Here is a 21036-nt window from a genome sequence, read left to right as displayed (position 1 = left end):
TTTAAAAATTTAATTTGTGTTAATAATTGAGTTTTAATTGTAACATAGCATTAGTGCCAACTTCATCGGCATAAAATCTTAATCTATTGAGATAATCTCTATAATTGGTATTTAAAACGTTGTTGATCATCACGTTGATGCTTAGCTTAGTTTTATCAAAGTCGAAGTCTAGTCCTGAGCTAAAATTGAGAAGATGATAAGCTTCTGGTGTAGAGCTAACATCCACTTCAACTTCTTCAAATTCGCCAGTAGTAGTATTGACTATATCTGTCCTAAAATTATTATCAGGAAAAGCATTTTGCTGAGTAACCAACTGGCTATTTAAAGAGATATAAAAGTTATTCCATTCTTTTTTGGAATAGGTTATTGTATTTGAAACATTGAATGGAGGCATATGTATAAGCGCCTCATTTTGTTCGACGTCTCTTCCATTGACATAAGCAAAATTGGACGAGAACTCCAAATTGTCAAAACTATAATTTGCACTTACATCTATACCATAAAGTCTTGCATTGGTTTGTCTATACTCATATACGGGAAAAGCTCCTCTTATAGTTGTTTCTATACCATTGGGCTCCAAGACTATAAAGTCTTCAATATAATTGATATAAGGCTGAATATTGAAGCCAAACTTTTCTACAACACCTTGAAATCCGACTCCTGCTTTAAAGGATTGTTCTGAATTGAGCTGAAGATCACCAAGTTCTATACTAGAAATGCTGTGATGTAAGCCATCACTGAACAATTCTGATGGGTTTGGTGCTCTACTTGCTGAACTTAAATTCCCAATCAATTTAAAATCATTTTTGAAAGTATATGATGCTCCTACAGTTGCAGAAATATTGTGATAGTCGAACTGTGGATTGGTTAAAATCTGATTTCCATCTTCTCCAATTTCAAACTCAGGAAAGAGTTGATCGTAACCTAAATTTTCCCATCTCGAAGTGATATAGAACTTATCGGCATCTATAGTATTAAAGTCATAGCGAACTCCCGCATCTAGATCCCAACCCTCTGAGACCTTATAAGCGGTGGTGGCAAAAATTCCAGCAGTGTACATGTTATAGTCTGGAATAAGTCTTCTCACTCCAGTATTTGGATTTGCAAAGTTATTCTGAGCATTGAATTCTAAACCAAAATTAGAGTCAAAACCCTCCAAACTCGTCCATTCCAGTTGAGTGAGTAGGGTATGGGTTTTAAGTTCCATATCCATAGCGGGAGTGTCTCCACGTCCTCCGCGTCGAATATCAAACTCCAATCGGTTATTTTGTTGAAAAGAATATTGTAAACTTAATTCCCCAAGGTTTTTAAGTTTTTTGAAAGTTTCAAGTTTATATATTTGATGTGTCACTTCTTGTTGTGGGCTATCGATTGTATAAGAAAAATCTTCAATAAAAAAAGGCTCCTGTCTGTTGATAGAATTTACTAGATCTCTAGCGTTTCCGATATGGGATGCTCTCAAAATACCAATTTCAGAATTAGTTAATCGATAACTAAAATCAATCCCATAATCTATTTTATTGAGGCCAATCCCCAAACTGATATTGTTTTCCCTTTGTCCTGTATTGGTCAGTTGATAATCTGGGGCTCTGAGATCGCCAAGACGTTTTAAACTCCCTTGAAATCTATAATTGAATCCTGAAGATTTTGCTTTTATAAGGCTGGTAGAGATACTTCCCCCTCGGCCATTGCTAGAACCATTAAGAATGGTTTTACCCATCACTGTGTCTTTAATAGGGGCTTTTTGTGGTTCTATGACAATGGTTCCTCCAATAGCATCACCGCCATACTTTAAGGCTGAGGCTCCTTTTATGACAGTTATATTGGCTGCGGAGTTAATATCGACATTGGGAGCGTGATCAACACCCCATTGTTGGTCATGAAGTCTCACATTGTCGTTGATGACAAGAACTCTCGAACTATGTAAACCTTGTATAATGGGTTTAACAATAGAATTTCCAGTATTTAAAGAGGATACGCCACTTATACTCTTAAGTGCATCTCCTAAAGAGGCATTGCTAAATTTTTCAAGCTTCTGTGTTTTTATTTGATTGGATATAGAGGAATTAGATTCGTTATTATAAAGCTTACCTTTAAGTAAGACTTCATTCAATTCTTCAAGATGATGTTCAAGTTTAAAATGGATTTGACGATTTTCTTTCAGATAGATACTTTTTGTTTTTGGTTCACAAGAAGGATGAGAAACTTTGAGTTGGACTTCACCCTCACAGATACCTTCAATCTTGTAAAGACCATATTCATCCGTATAAACGCCTTTATTAAGTCCAACGAGTTGAACAACAGCTCCAAATAAAGGGGAGTTATCGTGTATATCTATCACTTTCCCTGATATAGCTAACTCACAATCTTGAGCTTGAATAACAAATGAAAAAAATATAAATAGGTACAAAAGAATAGACTTTTGGTACATAAAATCCAGTGTAAAAAATTAGTATTCTAGTATATAATAAAAAGAGGAAGGTAAAGACTATACTAGAAGAGAGGGAGGAGGCTTGTTGTAATACTCACCTGAAGGCCTTAAAATAATAGTTAATGAAATATCTATTATATCAGATTTTAATGTCAGATATTCAAAAGAGTTTGGAATATCGACATCTAAAATAGGGGGAGTAAACAGAACATTATTAGAATGTGTGACAATAAATTCATCACAAGTGTCACATTGTTCTACTGAAGATATATCGTCATCAAATAAATGGCTAAGCGCATGTGCATTAACAACGGATGTTGTTAACAACATTAAAAGACAAATACTGATGATTTGTTTAAACTTCAAAGTGAAATTAATTTTGGCAAAGTTAAGCAATTTATAAAAAACTAAAATAATTATTATTGAAATAAAAAACCAAGCCCTAATCTAGAAAGCATTTTCTTTTCGAAATTCCAAAAAAACTTATTTTGTCCAAACAGAGTTCCAATGGCAACCAACAAAACTTGATAAATTGGAAAAATAATTAATATTCGTAATGAGTAATAACCAAAGGTTCCAAAGAAATGCTCTGGGAAAGAAGTCCTTGTTAATTCCAATAAATTTAAAATGGGCTTTGCTAAATAGGCCGATAATGAACCTGTAATAGCGAAAACGATAAAAATGATGACCAATTGAAAGTTGGATTGTATACCCCAGCGTTCTTTTAATTTCTTCATTTTGCAAAAATACAAACCTTATCTCAATCTCTGATTATATTTTTCTTCAAAAAATAAAAAATAATGATAGAGTAAATAATTTACCTCGTATCCGTAATCAACATCCATTTCATAATTTATACGAAAAGGATATAAATTCGGATCAAAACTCATGGGGTCGTTTACTCTCATGTTATAAATAGTAACGTAGAATTTATTGCGTTGATCTAGATAATTGAGTCCATAATAGCCTCTAGGTCTTTGAGAGGCTAACCAAGCGTTAAAACCTGGTTCTATAATAACGATTTCGTATTCAAGGGAATCATTGGCGATTCTAATCGTATCGTTGTCTACTTTTGAATCCTCAAACCTCTGGTTACCCCCTTTTTTCTGGGTGGAGCAACTCATTACAGAAGCTGCTAGAAGAAGTATGATTAAATAACGCATTTTTAAATTTAATCTTTTATAGTCATATCTACAATGAAAGAGTCAGGATATTTATCTAACATTCTGCTCTGAAAGTTTTCTGCTGCTTTCCTGCTTTTATATTGGCCTAAAATGATTGTATAGACCTTGGACCCGCTAACCGTTTTTACCTGCACAAGCACTTCATTGTTATAGCTTACTTTAAGCCTGTTGGCCATTCTTAATAGATTTTCAGTATCCTGGAAACTCGCAATTTGTACGCCGAAGAAATCTGGTGTGATTTCATCGATATTCATCTCATAAAACTCATTTACCTCAAAGGTCTCTTTAGATTGCATTGGCGAGTTATTGCTAGTTTCATCTTTATTTGATGCAGGTTTAGCAATAGGTGCTTGAGGCGTTGAAGGTGGTGTAGATGCTGAAGCTATGTCAACATTTTGGTCTTTTAAAACTTCAATTTTCACCTCTGTGACACCATCATCTAGTATGTCTAGACTCTGTGCAACAGATCTTGACAAGTCTATAATGCGACCTCTTATAAAAGGGCCTCTATCATTAATGGTAACTGTAGCCGTTTTATAATTCTGAAGATTTATCACTTTCACCTTGGTTCCAAAAGCTAGTTTTCTGTGAGCTGCGGTAGGTAAGTTGTGCTTATAAATTTCACCACTTGCAGTCTGTCTGCCTTCAAATTTATCAGCATAAAAAGAAGCTTTGCCTGTTTGTGTTTGAGCTAAAGCAATACTGCTCAATATAAATAAAAAATAAAAGAGGTAAAGTTTCATGTGATTTAGTTTAAGTAAGATAGGATTTGATTAGCTAATTCAATAGCGATTCTATCTTGAGTTTCCTGTGTGGCTCCGCCAATATTTGGACTCAAGGATAATTTAGGATTCATCAGTAATTGGATTGGAGGTTGAGGCTCGTCTTCAAAGACGTCTAATGCGGCAAATCTCAACTCATTACTTTCAAGTGATTTAACCAAGGCTACCTCGTCTATAGCTTTAAAGTACGAAGTATTTATTAGTCCTGCTGTAGGCTTCATCTCTTTGAGCTCTTTAGCACCAATAAAATAATTTTTTTGTTTAGTGGTTACATGAAGACTTACAAAATCTGAAGTTGAAAGCACCTCTTTCAATGGTGATGATGAAAGATTGAATTTTACAGTTTGTTGATCATAAAAGTCTAAAGTGATTTCAACATGCTCTTCATTTTTATCATAATATAAAACCTTCATTCCTAAACCAATGGCCTTTTTAGCCACTTCTTGTCCCACATTTCCAAAACCAATAATCCCAAGTGTTTTACCTTCAACTTCTGTTCCTGCAGAATAAGAGTGTCTTAAATTTTCAAATTTACTATCCCCTTCGAGGGGCATTTCTCTATTAGAATCTTTTAAATGTCTCACACAACTGAGGAGATGACCAATAGTCAATTCTGCAATACTAGTGGAGGAAGCGGTTATCGCCTGAAAAACGCTTAAGCCTTTTTGTTCTGCAAATTCAACATCGATATGAGTGGAGATGATATCACAATTACCAATAAATTTTAAGGTTGGGCTCTCAGAAAGAATTGCCTTGGTAAGTGGAGTAGACCTTTTAACCAAAACACCATCAAACTCATTGGTAGTAATGTAGTTTGATAACTGGTTCTGTGCTACTTTTTTTATAATAACTTCGTGGCCAGCATTTTCGAGCAATTGAACTCCTATGCCTGAAAGACCATCTGTTGCTAAAATTTTCATTTTCATTTTTTATGCGGTTTTTTCAAAATGTTTCATAACGTCAACAAGTACTTTAACGCTATCTAGAGTCAATGCATTATACATAGAAGCTCTATACCCTCCTACGCTTCGGTGACCGCTTAAGCCATTGATATGGCTAGCTTTCCATAATTCGTCAAATTTAGGGCCAAGTTGTTTTTCTTTTAATGAGAATGTTGCATTCATCATTGAACGATCCTCCAAGGCTGTAAATCCTTCAAATAGGGGGTTTCTATCAATCTCAGAATAAATTAAATCAGCTTTGGCTTGGTTCTTTTTCTCTATGGAAGGAACGCCACCATTTCTAGAGAGCCATTCCAAATTCAACATAGAAACGTAGACCGAAAATACTGGAGGTGTATTGAACATGCTCTCTCTTTTGATCATTAATTGGTAATCCATCATAGAAGGTATTGCTCTAGACACCTTGCCTAAAATATCCTCTTTCACTACAACGAGGGTTGCTCCCGCAGGCCCCATATTTTTTTGGGCCCCAGCATAGATCAAATCGAATTGTGAATAATCGAGTTGGCGAGAGAAAATATCGCTACTCATATCACACACTAAAGGAGTGTTTGCTTTTTTCGGGAACGTCTTCATTTGAGTTCCATAGATGGTATTATTACTCGTATAGTGAAGATAATCTAAGCCTTCTGGGATCGAAAAATCTTTTGGAATATAGTTATAATTGCTACTTTTTGAACTGGCCAAAACTTCAGTTTCTCCAAAATTATTAGCTTCTTTTATAGCATTAGAAGACCAAGTTCCAGTGTCTAAGTAGCCCGCTTTTTTTTCTAATAAATTATAGGCTGTCATTAAAAACTGCAGACTAGCTCCTCCTTGTAAAAATAAGGCTTTATAACCTTTGCCCTGTAAATTAAGATGCTCTAGTGCAAGTTCTCTTGCTTTCTCTATAATCCCCACAAATGCTGTACTTCTATGAGAAATTTCCAAAATAGAAAGTCCAGAGTTATCCAAATCAATTACCGATTGTGAAGCCTTTTCAAAGACTTCCAACGGAAGTATACAAGGGCCTGCACTAAAATTATGTGGTCTTTCCATGTCTTATCGTTTTAGTGTTGGATTAAAAATTCTAAAGTGTCCACTCCGTCTGCATAATCCGACAACTTTGGATGTTGTGTTTGCCCAAAGTTAACCTCCGCAAAATCTTCATTTCCAACGATACACTGTATGTCATCACGTCTTTTTCTCAGGGTGATTTTAAGCTCCTTAGTATTGGTGTACTTTTCATAAAACAAAGTCCCAATGGGGGATGAAAATTGTTTGTCTTCTTTTAAGAGTAAGAAACCATTGTCTAAAAGTTTTACGGAGCTCATTAAGTAAACGGCCTTATTATAATCGTAATTATTAGCGTATTTGTGATGATTGATGTAGTCTTTAAATTTAAACATAGCTTTGTAAAATTCATCAACATCATAATCTTCAGGGATAAATAGCTTTGATACGTTTCTACATCCCAAGCCAAAATATCTAAATACATCCTCCCCTAAGGCTTCAAGTTCAGCTTTAGATTCATTTCCGTTTAAAATAGCTACAGAATTTCTATTTTTTCGAATAATGTGAGGTTTATTTTTAAAGTAATATTCAAAATACCTTGCTGTATTATTACTTCCTGTAGCTATAACCATATCAAATTTTGGTAATCTATCTTTTGTAAATTCAATCTTATCTTCAAAACCCGGTTGAATTTTAATCAACTCTTCAGCCATAAAAGGAAGTAGCAAATTATCGTTGGAAGATAACTTACCAATCACTTTGTGGCCAATAATAAGAACGCATAAAAAATCATGAAAGCCCACTAAGGGTATATTTCCAGCCATAATAACAGCGACATCTTTTTTAGGCATCGGCGATATCTTGTAGGGAGTAAGCCAATTACGAAGCTGTTCTTTTGTTAAAGCTTTTGCCCAAGCCGCTATCGATAAATGAACCTGGTCTTGAGTAAACCAGGCATTTTGGATTTCAGCTTGCCTAATGATATTAGTCAATTTTTGTGAAAAATTAGAGCTTAAATCTTTAGAATCTGTGTAATTTTGTAGGCATAATCCAAGTTCTGAAAAGGCATCTATTCTATCATCTAAAGTCATAAAAGTTGGCTAACCGTTAGAGTATTCCTATTTTTGAACAAACTTACATAAATATTACTCAAATGGCTATAAAAATAACAGACGAATGTATCAATTGCGGTGCTTGCGAGCCAGAATGCCCTAATACAGCAATCTATGAAGGCGGTGATGATTGGAGACACGCAGATGGAACAGATTTGGAAGGTGATGTTGTTCTTCCAAACGGAAAAGAGGCAAATGCTGAAGAAGCTCAGGAACCTATTAGTGATGAATTATATTATATAGTAGCAGACAAATGTACGGAGTGCATGGGATTTCATGAGGAACCCCAATGTGCAGCGGTTTGCCCAGTAGATTGTTGTGTTCCTGATGATGAACACGTGGAATCTGAAGAAACACTTTTAGAAAAGCAATCTTTTATGCATAAAAAATAAGCTTACTCGATACTTTTAATTTGCTAAAGCCTTCATTATGAAATTAATGAGGGCTTTTTTGGTTTTTAAAAATATTTCTACCTTAAAGATGCTCCAAAAGCTTTAAGATTTTAAATTTGTGCTATGATTTTTATTTTACAGAAATCGTAGTATATTTCGATGTTGAGAAAAACTATGGCACAAGAAACAAAGTACACAGAGGATAACATAAAATCACTAGACTGGAAGGAACATATACGCATGCGTCCGGGTATGTACATAGGTAAACTTGGAGATGGGTCTAGTGCAGACGATGGTATTTATATTTTATTAAAGGAGGTTTTGGACAATTCTATCGATGAATTTGTAATGGGATCTGGAAAAACTATCGAAGTATCTATACAAAGCTCAAAAGTCATTGTAAGAGATTATGGACGTGGAATTCCCTTAGGGAAAGTGGTGGACGTAGTTTCCAAAATGAATACTGGAGGAAAATACGACACCAATGCCTTTAAGAAATCTGTTGGTCTTAATGGTGTAGGTACCAAAGCCGTTAATGCACTTTCGAGTTATTTCAGGGTTGAATCTTCACGAGATGGAAAATCGGTGTCTGCTGAATTTGATCAAGGTAATTTAGTAAATAAAGAAGATCTTGAGCAATCCTCAAGACGCAGAGGCACTAAAGTAACTTTTATTCCCGATGAAGTTATTTTTAAGAAATATTCATACAGAAATGAATATATCGAAAAGATGCTCAAGAATTACGTCTATTTAAACCCAGGACTTACTATAATGTTCAATGGTGAGAAGTTTTACTCTGAAGAGGGTTTAAAAGACTTACTCAGCGACAGAATCCGAGAGGAAGATCGATTATTTCCTATTATTCATTTAAGGGGTAACGATATTGAAGTGGCGATCACCTTTAGTAAAGCACAATATTCTGAAGAATACCACTCTTTTGTAAATGGTCAAAATACCACACAAGGGGGAACTCACCAGACTGCTTTTCGAGAAGCTATCGTGAAAACCATTAGAGATTTCTACAAGAAAAACTTTGAACCCAGTGATATAAGAAAGTCTATTGTTTCTGCTGTGAGTATTAAAGTCATGGAGCCTATTTTTGAAAGTCAGACCAAAACAAAATTAGGTTCTACAGACATGGGAGGGGACTTACCAACGGTTAGAACCTTTATCTCGGATTTTATGAAGCAAAAGCTTGATAATTACCTCCATAAAAATAACGAGACTGCTGAACAATTACACAGAAAAATTCTAAGAGCAGAGAAGGAGCGTAAAGATCTTTCTGGAATCCGAAAACTAGCAAAAGATAGAGCCAAAAAATCAAGTGTTCATAATAAGAAATTAAGGGATTGCAGAATACATTTAGAAGATACCAAAAAGGAAGGTTATCTTGAAACTACACTGTTTATAACCGAAGGAGATTCGGCTAGTGGAAGTATTACAAAATCTAGAGATGTAAATACCCAAGCCGTATTTAGCCTAAAAGGGAAACCTCTAAATTCTTATGGACTGAGTAAAAAAATCGTTTATGAAAACGAAGAATTCAATTTGCTTCAAGCCGCTCTTAATATCGAAGATTCTCTAGAAGACCTGCGTTATAATAATATAGTGATAGCAACCGATGCAGATGTAGATGGTATGCACATTAGGTTACTTATCATCACCTTTTTCCTCCAATTTTTTCCAGAACTAATTAAGGAAGGTCACCTTTATATTTTGCAAACACCACTCTTTAGAGTTAGAGATAAAAAGGAAACGTTTTATTGTTATTCTGAAACAGAAAGGCGAGAAGCTTTAAAAAAATTAAGAGGGAAGCCAGAAATCACCCGCTTTAAAGGACTAGGGGAGATCTCTCCAGATGAGTTTAAAAATTTTATAGGTGATGATATCCGTTTGGATCCTGTAATGTTGGATAAATATAAAAGCATACCCGAAATTTTAGAGTTCTATATGGGGAAAAATACACCAGATAGACAAAATTTCATCATAGATAATTTGAAAGTAGAAATCGACCTCGTAGAAGAAGTCAAAGAAGAAATTAATGAGGTTAAGTAATCATAGATTGGTAAAGGTTATTCCGGGAGTGTATTACTTTTCAGTAATACTTTTTCTATTAATTATCTTTTTAAATTATCAATTAGGTCAGCAATTGTTTCCTTCCGAGAACTACTTTTACGCAGCTTTGACAGGGGTGGGATTGTGGTTAATTTATATTTACTTCGCTGGAAAGTATTTTGAATATGACAGTGAAGGGAGTTTAGTTTCATTTTTAAACAGAGGAGCTATACTATCTGAATTCGTAAATTATAGGACCAAAATTCATGAAATAAAAAAAGACAAAATAAAATCTTATAGAATAACCAACTTCATCATTTACAGAAGATTACATATTGTGCATTCAACAAAGAATTCAATAAAAGATGTTCATACCAATATCAGCTTATTAAGCCCCAGAAAAACTAGATATTTGAAATTATCCTTAGATAAAATCATAGCAAAAAACCAAACTAACTTATGAGTGACGATCTAGATTTAAATCCTGAATCTCAAGAGCCTTTCGATCCTACTGCAAAAGACGAGTCTGTAAAAGTAACTGGAATGTTCCAAGAATGGTTCCTAGATTACGCTTCATATGTTATACTAGAAAGAGCAGTACCCGCCATAGAAGATGGTTTTAAGCCTGTACATCGTAGGATTTTACATTCTATGAAAGATCTAGATGATGGAAGATATACAAAGGTTGCCAATATTGTAGGCCATACGATGCAATACCACCCGCACGGAGATGCAAGTATAGGGGATGCTATCGTTCAAATTGGTCAAAAAGACATTTTAATAGACACTCAAGGTAACTGGGGAAATATTCTTACAGGAGACAGTGCGGCAGCATCTCGGTATATAGAAGCAAGGTTATCCAAATTTGCTCTGGAGGTTGTTTTTAATCCAAAAACCACGGAATGGCAAATTTCGTACGATGGCCGGAAACAAGAGCCCGTTAACTTACCGGTTAAATTTCCAATGGTATTGGCCCAAGGTGCGGAAGGTATTGCTGTGGGTTTAAGCACAAAGATTCTTCCCCATAATTTTATTGAACTTATTGACGCGTCCATCAAGCATCTAGAAGGTAAGCGTTTTACAATATTCCCAGACTTTGCAACTGGAGGAATCGCGGATGTCTCAAATTATAACGATGGCCTTAGAGGAGGGAAAATAAGAGTGAGAGCCAATATTGAAGTAAAAGACAAGAATTTACTGGTGATTACCGAAATTCCCTATTCAACAAACACATCAACACTCATAGATTCTATCCTGAAGGCAAATGACAAGGGTAAAATTAAAATTAAAAAAATTGAAGATAATACGTCTTCAGATGTTGAAATATTGGTTCACTTACCCAATAACATTTCACCAGACAAAACTATAGATGCTTTATTTGCTTTTACCAATTGTGAAGTTTCAATCTCTCCCTTAAGCTGTGTTATCATTGACGATAAGCCTCATTTCCTAGGAATGTCCGAGCTATTGAGAATGAGCACTGAAAATACAGTAGAGCTCTTGAAAACCGAGTTAGAAATAAAACTTGGAGAACTTGAAGAGCAATGGCATTTTGCGTCCTTAGAGAAGATATTTATAGAGAAACGCATCTACCGAGATATTGAAGAAGAAGAAACTTGGGATGGTGTTATAGATGCTATTGATAGGGGGTTACAGCCTCATATAAAGCATTTGAAACGAGATATTACTAGAGACGATATTTCTAGGCTTACTGAAATCAAAATCAAAAGAATTTCAAAATTCGACCTTGACAAAGCGGAGCAAAAAATAGAAACCTTGGAAGCGGATATCGAAGCCGTAAAGAAAGATCTTGACCACTTGATAGATTATTCTATCAATTACTTCAAAATGCTTAAAGAGAAATATGGCAAAGGAAAAGAACGCAAAACGAGAATTCAATTATTTGAAGATATCGAAGCCACCAAAGTCATAATCCGAAACACTAAGCTTTACGTCAACAGAAGTGAAGGCTTTATAGGCACTTCAATGAAGAAAGATGAATATGTTACCGATTGTAGTGATATTGACGATATCATTTGTTTTACTGAAGATGGGACTATGATGGTAACTAAGGTAGAGGGGAAGACCTTTATTGGAAAGAATATCTTGTATGTAGGAATCTTCAAGAAAAAAGATAAAAGAACCATCTATAATCTCATCTATCGGGATGGAAAAGCTGGTTATAACTATATGAAGCGTTTTGCAGTTACCTCGATAACAAGAGATAAGGCATACAGTGTTGGAAAAGATAAGCCGGGTACAAAAGTTTTATATTTTTCTTGTAACCCTAACGGTGAAGCGGAGTTGGTGACTGTCTTTTTAAGACAAAAGAAAGGTTTAAAACGCTTAAAATTTGATATTGACTTCTCAGATTTAACCATTAAGGGCAGAAATGTGAAGGGAAATTTAGTCTCCAAAATGCCCATTAAAAGCGTTGAGCTAAAAGAAGAAGGAGTTTCTACCTTAAAACCAAGAAAAATATGGTTCGATGAAACGGTAAGACGTCTTAACGTGGATGAAAGGGGAGAGCTCTTGGGAGCCTTTAAAGGTGAGGATAGGTTACTCATCATTAGACAAAACGGAATTGCTAAAACCATTGTTCCTGAACTTACTACCCGTTTTGAAAACGACATCATAGTTATGGAGAAATGGAATTCTAAAAAACCAATTTCGCTTGTATACTGGGAGGGAGAGAAAGAAAAATATTACGTCAAACGCTTTCAAATTGATAACCCCGACAAGGAAGAATTAATTATCACTGAACATCCTAACTCTCAACTGGAAGTAGTCTCTACAGACTATATTCCTCAAATTGAAATTGAGTTTAAAAAGACTAGAGGTAAAGAGAGAAGATCCAATGAAGTCGTAAATCTAGAAGACTTTATATCTATTAAAGGAATTAAGGCTCAAGGCAATCAACTCACCTCAGATCAAATTAAGCAGATTGATCTGATAGAACCATTACCCTCTGATAAAGAATCCGAGGAAGTTATAGTCCCAGAAATAGAAGATAAAAAAGAAGATAACCAGCAGTCCTCATTGTTTGATTAATCCACTTTTACGACCCGTCCTTTTTGCTTCTTATTTTTCCCTACAATTTTATACTCAAAAGTATAAGAATTGTTTGTGGTAGATATAATTTTCATGTGGATGGGCTTTTCTTCCGCTAAATTTTTCGGATTCAAGGATTTTAAAACGTATTCACAGTCATTAATCCAACGAATCGAGGCCGTATCTTTTTTGTCCTTGTAGATTTCGATTTCTGTCGAATCATTTCTTATAAAAGTAGTCTTAACTAAATCTCCTTCCAAATAAACTTCAAACTCAAAAGTTCCTGTTTTGAAATCTTCACAATTTCTTTCAGGATTATAACAGGATATAAAAAGGAGACATAAAATTAATACAGAGAGGTAACGCATGTTTTTAAGCAAAAATAATTAAATCAAAAGTTATTAGAGTAGACTATAACAACTAATTCTGAAAAGATTCGAAGCTACCATCGGTGTAACATATAATTACTTTTTGAATTTCTTTTTTAGGTTGTGAAGCCTGATTTGGATTTAATAGAGATTCCGCAGTCTTTGGTTCAACTGGTTTTATGTCATCGACAAGCTCTTCCTTGGTACTATTGCCATTCCTATTATCTTTGGAAGAGGGGAATTGCCCTTTTCCATTTAAAAGCCAATACAGCTCAACTTCCTTAAAGCTGGATACAACTTTCATTACAAAATCTAAACTTGGTTTGTTACGTCCAGATAGGATGTGAGAAATAGAAGCTCTGCCCACATCAATTTGATCTGCAAATGAAGAAGCAGATAGGTCGTAATACTCAAAAATTTCTTTGAGTCGTTTTGTAAAATCAGCACTGTTTACCATTGTAAACTATAAGTAGTTTAAACATTTAAATTATATACGAATGTATACAAAAAAATTGAAACAGAGTGTATTCACTTGTTCATAAGTCACTCATGGCTTAAAGTAAACATCCTCAATATACACTTAACTAACTGTAAACATGTAATTTAATCTCTAAAAAAAGGGCTTTGGGAAAATTTCCAGTGTGAGTTAGTCTTCATCGACCATAGTGATCAAAACTAAGTTACAAATGTAAATTATAGAATACTTTTATTTGTTTACAATTGTATATTTTAGTTTTTATACATTTGTAAACATGAAATTAGACACACTAGATTTTACTCAGTTATTAGAAGATTATTCTCATTTCAAAGTTTCGTCTTTGCGGGGTCGATATTTAAAGGAGGAGGATTTAATCAAGGAGTTTAAAGCCATCTCTCATAAATTTAAAATCAATAACGAAGGCTATTCAGAAGAAGATAGAATTATCTCTTCATTTCATTTAGGTCAGGGGTCTAGAAAGATTTTAATTTGGTCTCAAATGCACGGTAATGAAACCACAACAACAAAGGCTGTTTTGGATTTACTTAATTTCTTTAGCCTATATAAAGATATTACCGATTCCATTTTTGAACTCTGTAGTTTTGTTATCATCCCTGTTTTGAATCCAGATGGTGCAGTAAGATATACGAGAGCTAATGCAAATTTAGTAGATTTAAATCGCGATGCCTCTAGTCGAACTCAATTAGAAAGTCAATTATTGAACAGAGTCTACACTGAGTTTCAACCTGATTTTTGTTTTAATATGCATGATCAAAGGACTATTTTTAGTGCGGGTACCAATCCTTTTCCTGCAACAGTTTCTTTTTTATCCCCTTCCTTTAATGAAGAAAGAGGACTCAATGTCACTAGAAAGAAGTCTATGAGTTTAATTGCTTCTGCAAGTCTTATGCTAGAAAAGTTTATTCCAAATCAAATAGGACGCTACGACGATAGTTTTAATTTAAACTTTATAGGTGATTTTTTTCAGGCTCAAGGGACTCCAACTATCTTATTTGAGGCTGGACACTTTCCTAATGATTATGCACGAGAAGAAACTAGGAAATATATTTTCTTAGCCTTACTGAAAATGGTTCAAGATATTTGCCTTGATGTTGAAGACCAATTAATTGACGTCTACTTTGAAATTCCGGAGAATAAAAAACTCTTTAATGATGTGATTGTTCGAAATGTGAAAAGTGAAGATTCTACTATAAAGGATATTGTTATTCAATATAAGGAAGTGGTGGAAGATGAACATATAAACTTTGTTCCTTTTATTGAAAAAATTGAAAAAAATATACCTTTCTTTGCCCACCGTGAAATCAATGTAGATGGACAATCTTTGATTTTGGAAAAGCATTTTTCCTTAAAAGTGGGTGATGTTTTATCGTCATTTAAAGTCAACGATAACGTTTTCGTTATCTAATTAATAAAGATTTTGATTAATCTTTCCTTTTTAATCAGAAATATTGATTATTTTTGATTTTTATTAAATATAATATAATTCACAAATGAAAGGAAAACTCAAGTTAGACGAGACTGATCACCAGATTCTTAATATGCTAATTGATAACACACGTACGCCTTTTACTGATATTGCAAAAAAATTAGATATATCTGCAGGAACTGTACATGTAAGAGTCAAAAAAATGGAGGAAAGTGGAATCATCGTTGGTTCTTCGTTAACCTTAAACTACAAAAAATTAGGCTACACGTTTATAGCTTATGTTGGTATTTTTCTAGAAAAAACATCTCAAACTCAATTTGTACTGAATAGAATTGAAGAAATCCCAAATATAACTGTCGCTCACGTGACTACTGGGAAATTCAATTTGTTTTGCAAGATTAGAGCTAAGAATACTGAGCATGCCAAAAACATCATTTTCCTTATTGATGATATAGATGGAGTAAGCAGAACAGAAACCATGATTTCAATGGAGGAAAGTCTTAATGATAAAACGAGGTTGATGAAATCTATTTTTGAAAATATGTAACGGTTTCCAACCTACATTATAAATTAAAAGGCTAGATATTCATCTGGCCTTTTTTATTACTCTTCCATTGTATGGTAAACGTTTTGCACATCATCATCTTCTTCAATTTTTTCTAAGAGCTTATCGACATCTTCTTTTTCTCCTTCACTCAAGCCTTTTGTTACTTGAGGAATTCTATCAAATCCAGAAGTTAGAATTTCAATATGACTCTCCTCAAAGTGCTTCTGGATATCTCCAAAATTTTGAAAGGGAGCATAAATCATTATTCCGTCTTCATCCTCAAACACTTCTTCAGCACCAAAGTCGATCATTTCTAACTCTAGCTCTTCCACATCCTTACCCTCAGAGCTTATTCTGAAATTACAAGTATGGTCGAACATGAATTCAACAGACCCAGATGTTCCTAGGTTTCCGTTACACTTGTTAAAATAAGATCGCACATTTGCAACCGTCCTGTTGGTATTATCTGTAGCTGTTTCAACCAATATGGCAATACCGTGAGGAGCGTAGCCTTCGTAAAGCACTGTTTTATAATCCCCTAAACTTTTATCTGAAGCTCTTTTTATGGCCCGCTCAACATTATCTTTTGGCATGTTGGCGGCTTTGGCATTTTGAATAACAGCTCTCAACTTGGCATTGGTCTCCGGATCGGGTCCTCCTTCTTTTACCGCCATTACAATGTCTTTTCCAAGACGTGTAAAAGTTTTGGCCATAGCAGACCACCGCTTCATTTTTCTAGCTTTTCTAAATTCAAATGCTCTTCCCATACAATGTCTTATTCAGCAAATGCTTCCATTTTGCGATTATATTCTCTTATTTCAGCCTTGTTCGCTGGATTTTCAGACTTTTTAATCAAATTGATTAAATAGAGTAAGCTATCAGAACCAGTGATAATTTCAGAAGCTTCAGGTTCAATATCCTCTCCAGTTTCTTCATCTGTTAAGGGCTCATCCTGAGGTATAGGTATCGCAAAAACTTCGTTTTCTTCAATGTGCTCACACACTAGTCTAAGTGTTTTAGCAACTACTGGTAAGCTTTCTTCAACTGCAAAAGGTCTTAGTTGTTTTACCATTTCCACCACATCGTCTGTAACGATTTGATTGGATTCAAGATCCTTTACAATAGATTCAATAAGTTTTGTTGCTTTTTTATTTTCCAAGGTTTTTGATTTTAGAGTTGCTATGCAAAAATAATTTTTAGTTTATATATATGAGTGCTTGTCAATACTATTTTTGAAAATAACTTGATCTAAAGGTAAATCAGAAGAATGATCAAAGCCAAAAAGTACTTGTTTTTAGTTTATAATTTGCTAAAATATTTCCTTAAACCCTTTAATCTCCTTATTTTTGCGAATCTTAAAATTTAAATCACCCCTCAACTCAAGGAATTTTATGCTTGAAAATACTGCTGAAAAAAGTTTATACGGTTATCAAGAAAGTGATCTACAAAAGATTTTTGATAAGATAGAGAACTGTCCAGATAACTTCAACCTCTTATATCAACTGCCTACAGGCGGAGGCAAAACTGTGGTTTTTTCTGAAATCGTGAGACGATATATCGAAAAAACAGGAAAGAAAGTCATTGTCCTTACGCATAGAATAGAGCTCTGCAAACAAACCTCGGATATGTTAGAGGGCTTTGGTGTGCAAAATAAAATTATCAATTCTAAAGTCAAAGAACTTTCCGATGATAACGAATACATGTGTTTTGTTGCCATGGTAGAAACCTTAAACAACAGGTTGAATGAGGAGAAGTTAAATATGAAAAATGTTGGCTTAGCAATTATTGATGAAGCACACTACAATTCATTTACTAAGCTTTTTAAATACCTAGAAAAAGCATTTATCCTTGGAGTGACTGCTACCCCTTTAAGTTCCAACATTAAGCTTCCTATGCATAGGAATTATGAAGAATTGATTGTTGGCAACTCCATTTCGTCGCTTATTGAAAAGGGCTTCTTGGCTGAGGCCAAAATGTTTAATTACGACGTTGGGCTTGGTTCCCTTCAAGTGGGAATTACTGGAGATTACACGGTTAAATCTTCTGAAGACCTCTACACCAACCTGGATATGCAAGAGAAACTTATCCAAGCTTATGAAGAAAAGTGTAAGGGAAAGAAAACGTTGATCTTTAATAACGGAATCAACACCTCTTGGTACGTATATCAAACTTTCAAAGATGCTGGTTACGAAATAAAGCACTTAGATAACACACATAATCGAAAAGAGCGAAAAGCAATTTTAAAATGGTTTAGGGAAAAACCAGATGCCATTCTTACTTCGGTGAGTATTCTTACAACAGGTTTTGATGAACCTACTGTAGAAAATATCATCCTTAATAGGGCAACAAAATCTCTGACGTTATACTTCCAAATGATTGGACGTGGATCTCGGAAACTTCCACATAAAGACATCTTCAATGTTATTGATCTTGGTAACAATATCGCTAGGTTTGGACCTTGGGATGCTCCAGTAGATTGGCAGCTTATTTTTGAAAATCCAGATTATTTCTTAGATAATATGGTTTCGGATGAAGATATTGAGCTCAACTTTAAATATGAAATGCCCGATGAAGTAAGGCAGATGTTCAAAAATTCTGAAGACATTACCTTCGACATTAGGCGACGGTATAATGAAACAGTCAATAATGGTGATAAATCTAAACTTGTCCTAGAAGAGTCGATAATGCAACATGCTAAAATGTGTGCAGAAAATTCTGAAGATGTATTTGATGCAAGAATTCTAGCTAGAGAACTTAAAGACGATATTAAAGATCGGATAAAGCGTTATTCCAATTGCATCATCAACAATACAAAAAACTACAGGGATTGGCTTTTCGAAGATTACGTGCGTAAGCTGAGAGTGAAAATAAATGACCACTTTATGGATTAACTTATAAAACGACTAACTAAAGGCTGTGTTGTCACACAGCCTTTAGTTATTTAAAACCTCACCAAATGCCTAATAAAGTTGAAAGGAGTGATGAAAAAAAGTCAATTTTTGGTTTGAAACTCAACGGACGAGTATTTTTTACATCCGCTTTTTTAATTTTCTTATCGATTGTTTTGACCTTAGTTTATAAAGACTCTGCGAAATCTTTTTTCAATGCTACTCAGCTTTACGTGACTGAAAATGGAGGATGGTTTTATATTCTTGGGGTTAATTTTTTTCTTGTATTTATCCTATACATCGCCCTTAGCAAATATGGGACATTGAAGATTGGAGGAGAACATGCTAAACCTGAGTTTAAAAAAATATCGTGGTTTTCTATGCTTTTTAGTGCAGGGATGGGAATAGGCCTGCTATATTTCAGTGTCTCAGAACCTTTAACCCATTTTTCTAATCCACCTTTCGGCGAAGGAGGAAACGCAGAAGCAGCACGACAAGCCATGCAATATACCTATTTGCACTGGGGAATTCACATTTGGGCGGTGTATGCTTTAGTAGGACTATCACTTGCTTATTTCACTTATACGCGGGGATTACCGCTAACACTTCGCTCTGTATTTTATCCCTTTTTAAAGGAGAAAATATATGGAATATGGGGAGATATTATAGACATATTTGCTGTTTTAGCTACGCTTTTTGGTTTGGCTACGTCTTTAGGCTATGGCGTTAAGCAAGTTTCTGCAGGGCTTAATTATGTATTTGGCTTTCCAGATACCATTACCACACAAGTTCTTTTGATAGCAGGAATTACTCTCATTGCCACGGGTTCTGTAGTCTTAGGTATTCATAAAGGTATCAAAGTGCTAAGCGAGTGGAATATTAGAATAGCATTAGTACTTCTGCTTTTAGTCCTTTTCCTTGGTCCAACACTTTTTATTTTCAAGTCTTACGTTCAGAACATAGGAGCTTACTTAGGCGATTTTATCGAGCTATCCACTTGGACAGAAACCTATTCACAGGACAATTGGCAAATGCCTTGGACAGTCACATATTGGGGATGGTGGATCGCTTGGTCCCCATTTGTGGGTATGTTTATCGCTAGAATTTCTAAAGGAAGACAGATACGAGAATTTATTTTTAGTGTTTTGTTTTTACCTACACTTGTTATCTTTTTTTGGATGACTGCCTTTGGTAGCGCTGCCATTAACGATGTTCTGTTAGGAGATAATTCTGTTTTGGAAGCTGTCAATACCAATGTCGATATATCATTATTTGCATTTTTTGAAAATTATCCTTTTACACTCGTTCTCAACTTGGTTGCTATAATTTTAATAGTTAGTTTTTTTGTGACTTCTTCAGATTCAGGGTCGCTAGTTATAGATAGTTTAACGAGTGGAGGGAAGATAGATGCTCCTGTGGGCCAAAGAGTATTTTGGGCCGTTATAGAAGGAGCTATAGCTGCCGTATTGCTAATAGGAGGAGGGCTGGAAGCTCTTCAAACCGCTTCTATAGTATCAGCTCTTCCTTTTACAGTAATTTTATTTGTAATGTGCTACTCCCTGTTTTTAGGTTTAAAAGAAGATTTTATAAAAAAGGAAAAACAAGCTAATTCAAAAGTAAATAATGAAAACGGATTAGAACACTCTCATAAAACTGATGATAAGTTTTCGAAGGATAGTTAAAGGGCTCCAAAGATAAGTGCACCATAAATAGCAAACCTGAGTAATCTTAAAATTCCATAGAGCAAATAACTTCCGAAAGGAAATTTGATTATCCCCGCAGACATACTAGCAATAGCAAAAGGCAAAGGAAGAATTGCTCCAGCAATAATAAGAATGCCGCCCCATTTCCTCATGTTTTTTATATGCTTGGACATTTTTACTTCCAAGAACACAAAAACGGATGGGATGCTGGCAATTCCTCGACCTACAAAGTAGGAAATGATCCCGCCGAAATAAGAAAGTATCGCGAGTATGCTGAGAAATCCCCAAGGATAAGTTGATTTTCCACACCAAGCAATGAAAATCTCTGGAGGAATAAGCCCTAGAATAGATTCTGAAGCAAAGAAAATGGCAAATACTCCAATTGGGGGAAAATTATCTGTCACGTAAATCAACATCGTATTGACATCGATGACAAAAAAATGAATACCTAAAAGGATAGCTATAAAAATAAAAATAGGGGGGGCTGCTTTTATCAAACTCCTCCCTAAAAAACTGTAAAATCCTGTATAAGTATAATACTGGTGTAATAATCTCCAATGAGATTTACGGTTAGGATTTTTATTTTTCTTGCTCATAATAGCTCACAAAAGTAAGGTTTATGCTTAATTGTACCATATTTTTA

The 21036-nt window shown here is 34.7% G+C and carries 21 protein-coding genes; 8 read left to right on the top strand and 13 right to left on the bottom strand.

The window, feature by feature from the left end:
• Nucleotides 1-19: 19 nt before the first annotated feature.
• The 8 genes from PGOND44_RS06700 to PGOND44_RS06665 are packed head-to-tail and all read right to left on the bottom strand — an operon-like array spanning nt 20 to nt 7443.
• Complete coding sequence (locus PGOND44_RS06700; protein ID WP_003438781.1) at nt 20-2431, bottom strand: TonB-dependent receptor; 2412 nt, start codon at nt 2429-2431, stop codon at nt 20-22.
• A 57-nt stretch (nt 2432-2488) separates the two neighbouring features.
• The gene (locus PGOND44_RS06695; RefSeq protein ID WP_223810181.1) at nt 2489-2797 is read right to left on the bottom strand and encodes a hypothetical protein; all 309 of its coding nucleotides are present in this window, start codon (nt 2795-2797) and stop codon (nt 2489-2491) included.
• A 53-nt stretch (nt 2798-2850) separates the two neighbouring features.
• On the bottom strand, nt 2851-3168 hold the full coding sequence (locus tag PGOND44_RS06690) for a DUF6787 family protein (RefSeq protein WP_003438777.1): 318 nt from the start codon (nt 3166-3168) through the stop codon (nt 2851-2853).
• Nucleotides 3169-3186: 18 nt separating this feature from the next.
• Nucleotides 3187-3594, bottom strand: coding sequence for a DUF6146 family protein (locus tag PGOND44_RS06685; protein WP_003438775.1), 408 nt, complete (start codon nt 3592-3594; stop codon nt 3187-3189).
• An 8-nt stretch (nt 3595-3602) separates the two neighbouring features.
• On the bottom strand, nt 3603-4358 hold the full coding sequence (locus PGOND44_RS06680) for a septal ring lytic transglycosylase RlpA family protein (RefSeq protein WP_003438772.1): 756 nt from the start codon (nt 4356-4358) through the stop codon (nt 3603-3605).
• Between the two features lie 5 nt (nt 4359-4363).
• Nucleotides 4364-5323, bottom strand: a complete 960-nt coding sequence (locus tag PGOND44_RS06675) for a D-2-hydroxyacid dehydrogenase (protein WP_003438771.1) — start codon at nt 5321-5323, stop codon at nt 4364-4366.
• 3 nt (nt 5324-5326) lie between these two features.
• The gene (serC, locus tag PGOND44_RS06670; protein ID WP_003438769.1) at nt 5327-6397 is read right to left on the bottom strand and encodes a 3-phosphoserine/phosphohydroxythreonine transaminase; all 1071 of its coding nucleotides are present in this window, start codon (nt 6395-6397) and stop codon (nt 5327-5329) included.
• An 11-nt stretch (nt 6398-6408) separates the two neighbouring features.
• Entirely contained in the window at nt 6409-7443 is a 1035-nt protein-coding gene (locus tag PGOND44_RS06665; RefSeq protein ID WP_003438766.1) for an acyl-CoA reductase, read from the bottom strand.
• Between the two features lie 62 nt (nt 7444-7505).
• Between PGOND44_RS06665 and PGOND44_RS06660 the strand changes: the two genes are divergently transcribed.
• The 4 genes from PGOND44_RS06660 to PGOND44_RS06645 all read left to right on the top strand — a co-directional run bounded on the left by PGOND44_RS06660 (nt 7506) and on the right by PGOND44_RS06645 (nt 12962).
• Entirely contained in the window at nt 7506-7856 is a 351-nt protein-coding gene (locus PGOND44_RS06660; RefSeq protein WP_003438763.1) for a 4Fe-4S dicluster domain-containing protein, read from the top strand.
• 174 nt (nt 7857-8030) lie between these two features.
• Complete coding sequence (locus tag PGOND44_RS06655) at nt 8031-9911, top strand: DNA topoisomerase IV subunit B (protein ID WP_003438760.1); 1881 nt, start codon at nt 8031-8033, stop codon at nt 9909-9911.
• A complete protein-coding gene (locus tag PGOND44_RS06650) occupies nt 9898-10374 on the top strand; it encodes a hypothetical protein (RefSeq protein ID WP_003438758.1) in 477 nt (158 codons plus the stop codon). The genes PGOND44_RS06655 and PGOND44_RS06650 overlap by 14 nt, the downstream gene beginning before the upstream one ends.
• A complete protein-coding gene (locus tag PGOND44_RS06645) occupies nt 10371-12962 on the top strand; it encodes a DNA gyrase/topoisomerase IV subunit A (protein ID WP_003438756.1) in 2592 nt (863 codons plus the stop codon). The genes PGOND44_RS06650 and PGOND44_RS06645 overlap by 4 nt, the downstream gene beginning before the upstream one ends.
• Here the strand turns inward: PGOND44_RS06645 and PGOND44_RS06640 are convergent.
• Both PGOND44_RS06640 and PGOND44_RS06635 read right to left on the bottom strand, forming a co-directional pair.
• Nucleotides 12959-13330 carry a hypothetical protein gene (locus PGOND44_RS06640; protein ID WP_003438753.1) on the bottom strand — a complete coding sequence of 124 codons (372 nt, stop codon included), beginning with the start codon at nt 13328-13330 and terminating at the stop codon, nt 12959-12961. The genes PGOND44_RS06645 and PGOND44_RS06640 overlap by 4 nt on opposite strands.
• 52 nt (nt 13331-13382) lie before the next feature.
• Nucleotides 13383-13787, bottom strand: coding sequence for a helix-turn-helix transcriptional regulator (locus PGOND44_RS06635; protein WP_003438751.1), 405 nt, complete (start codon nt 13785-13787; stop codon nt 13383-13385).
• A 295-nt stretch (nt 13788-14082) separates the two neighbouring features.
• On the opposite strand from PGOND44_RS06635, the gene PGOND44_RS06630 reads away from it, so the two are divergent.
• Both PGOND44_RS06630 and PGOND44_RS06625 read left to right on the top strand, forming a co-directional pair.
• The gene (locus PGOND44_RS06630) at nt 14083-15234 is read left to right on the top strand and encodes a M14 family zinc carboxypeptidase (RefSeq protein ID WP_003438749.1); all 1152 of its coding nucleotides are present in this window, start codon (nt 14083-14085) and stop codon (nt 15232-15234) included.
• Nucleotides 15235-15319: 85 nt separating this feature from the next.
• Nucleotides 15320-15802: an Lrp/AsnC family transcriptional regulator gene (locus PGOND44_RS06625; protein WP_003438747.1), complete on the top strand. Its 483-nt coding sequence runs from the start codon at nt 15320-15322 to the stop codon at nt 15800-15802.
• 56 nt (nt 15803-15858) lie between these two features.
• Here the strand turns inward: PGOND44_RS06625 and PGOND44_RS06620 are convergent, their stop codons facing one another.
• Together PGOND44_RS06620 and PGOND44_RS06615 are read right to left on the bottom strand one after the other, a co-directional pair.
• On the bottom strand, nt 15859-16569 hold the full coding sequence (locus PGOND44_RS06620) for a YebC/PmpR family DNA-binding transcriptional regulator (protein ID WP_003438746.1): 711 nt from the start codon (nt 16567-16569) through the stop codon (nt 15859-15861).
• Nucleotides 16570-16577: 8 nt separating this feature from the next.
• Complete coding sequence (locus PGOND44_RS06615) at nt 16578-16961, bottom strand: hypothetical protein (RefSeq protein WP_003438743.1); 384 nt, start codon at nt 16959-16961, stop codon at nt 16578-16580.
• Between the two features lie 232 nt (nt 16962-17193).
• Here PGOND44_RS06615 and PGOND44_RS06610 point away from each other — a divergent pair, with 232 nt between their 5' ends.
• Complete coding sequence (locus PGOND44_RS06610) at nt 17194-18693, top strand: DEAD/DEAH box helicase (RefSeq protein WP_003438741.1); 1500 nt, start codon at nt 17194-17196, stop codon at nt 18691-18693.
• Nucleotides 18694-18758: 65 nt separating this feature from the next.
• Nucleotides 18759-20372, top strand: a complete 1614-nt coding sequence (locus PGOND44_RS06605) for a BCCT family transporter (RefSeq protein WP_003438739.1) — start codon at nt 18759-18761, stop codon at nt 20370-20372.
• Here PGOND44_RS06605 and PGOND44_RS06600 read toward each other — a convergent pair.
• On the bottom strand, nt 20369-20989 hold the full coding sequence (locus PGOND44_RS06600) for a YqaA family protein (RefSeq protein WP_003438736.1): 621 nt from the start codon (nt 20987-20989) through the stop codon (nt 20369-20371). The genes PGOND44_RS06605 and PGOND44_RS06600 overlap by 4 nt on opposite strands.
• Nucleotides 20990-21036 lie beyond the last annotated feature (47 nt).

It is taken from the genome of Psychroflexus gondwanensis ACAM 44, from assembly GCF_000355905.1.
Lineage (GTDB): Bacteria > Bacteroidota > Bacteroidia > Flavobacteriales > Flavobacteriaceae > Psychroflexus > Psychroflexus gondwanensis.
The sequence above is the reverse complement of the archived record's forward strand: the minus strand, read 5'-3'. Positions and strand labels throughout refer to the sequence as shown.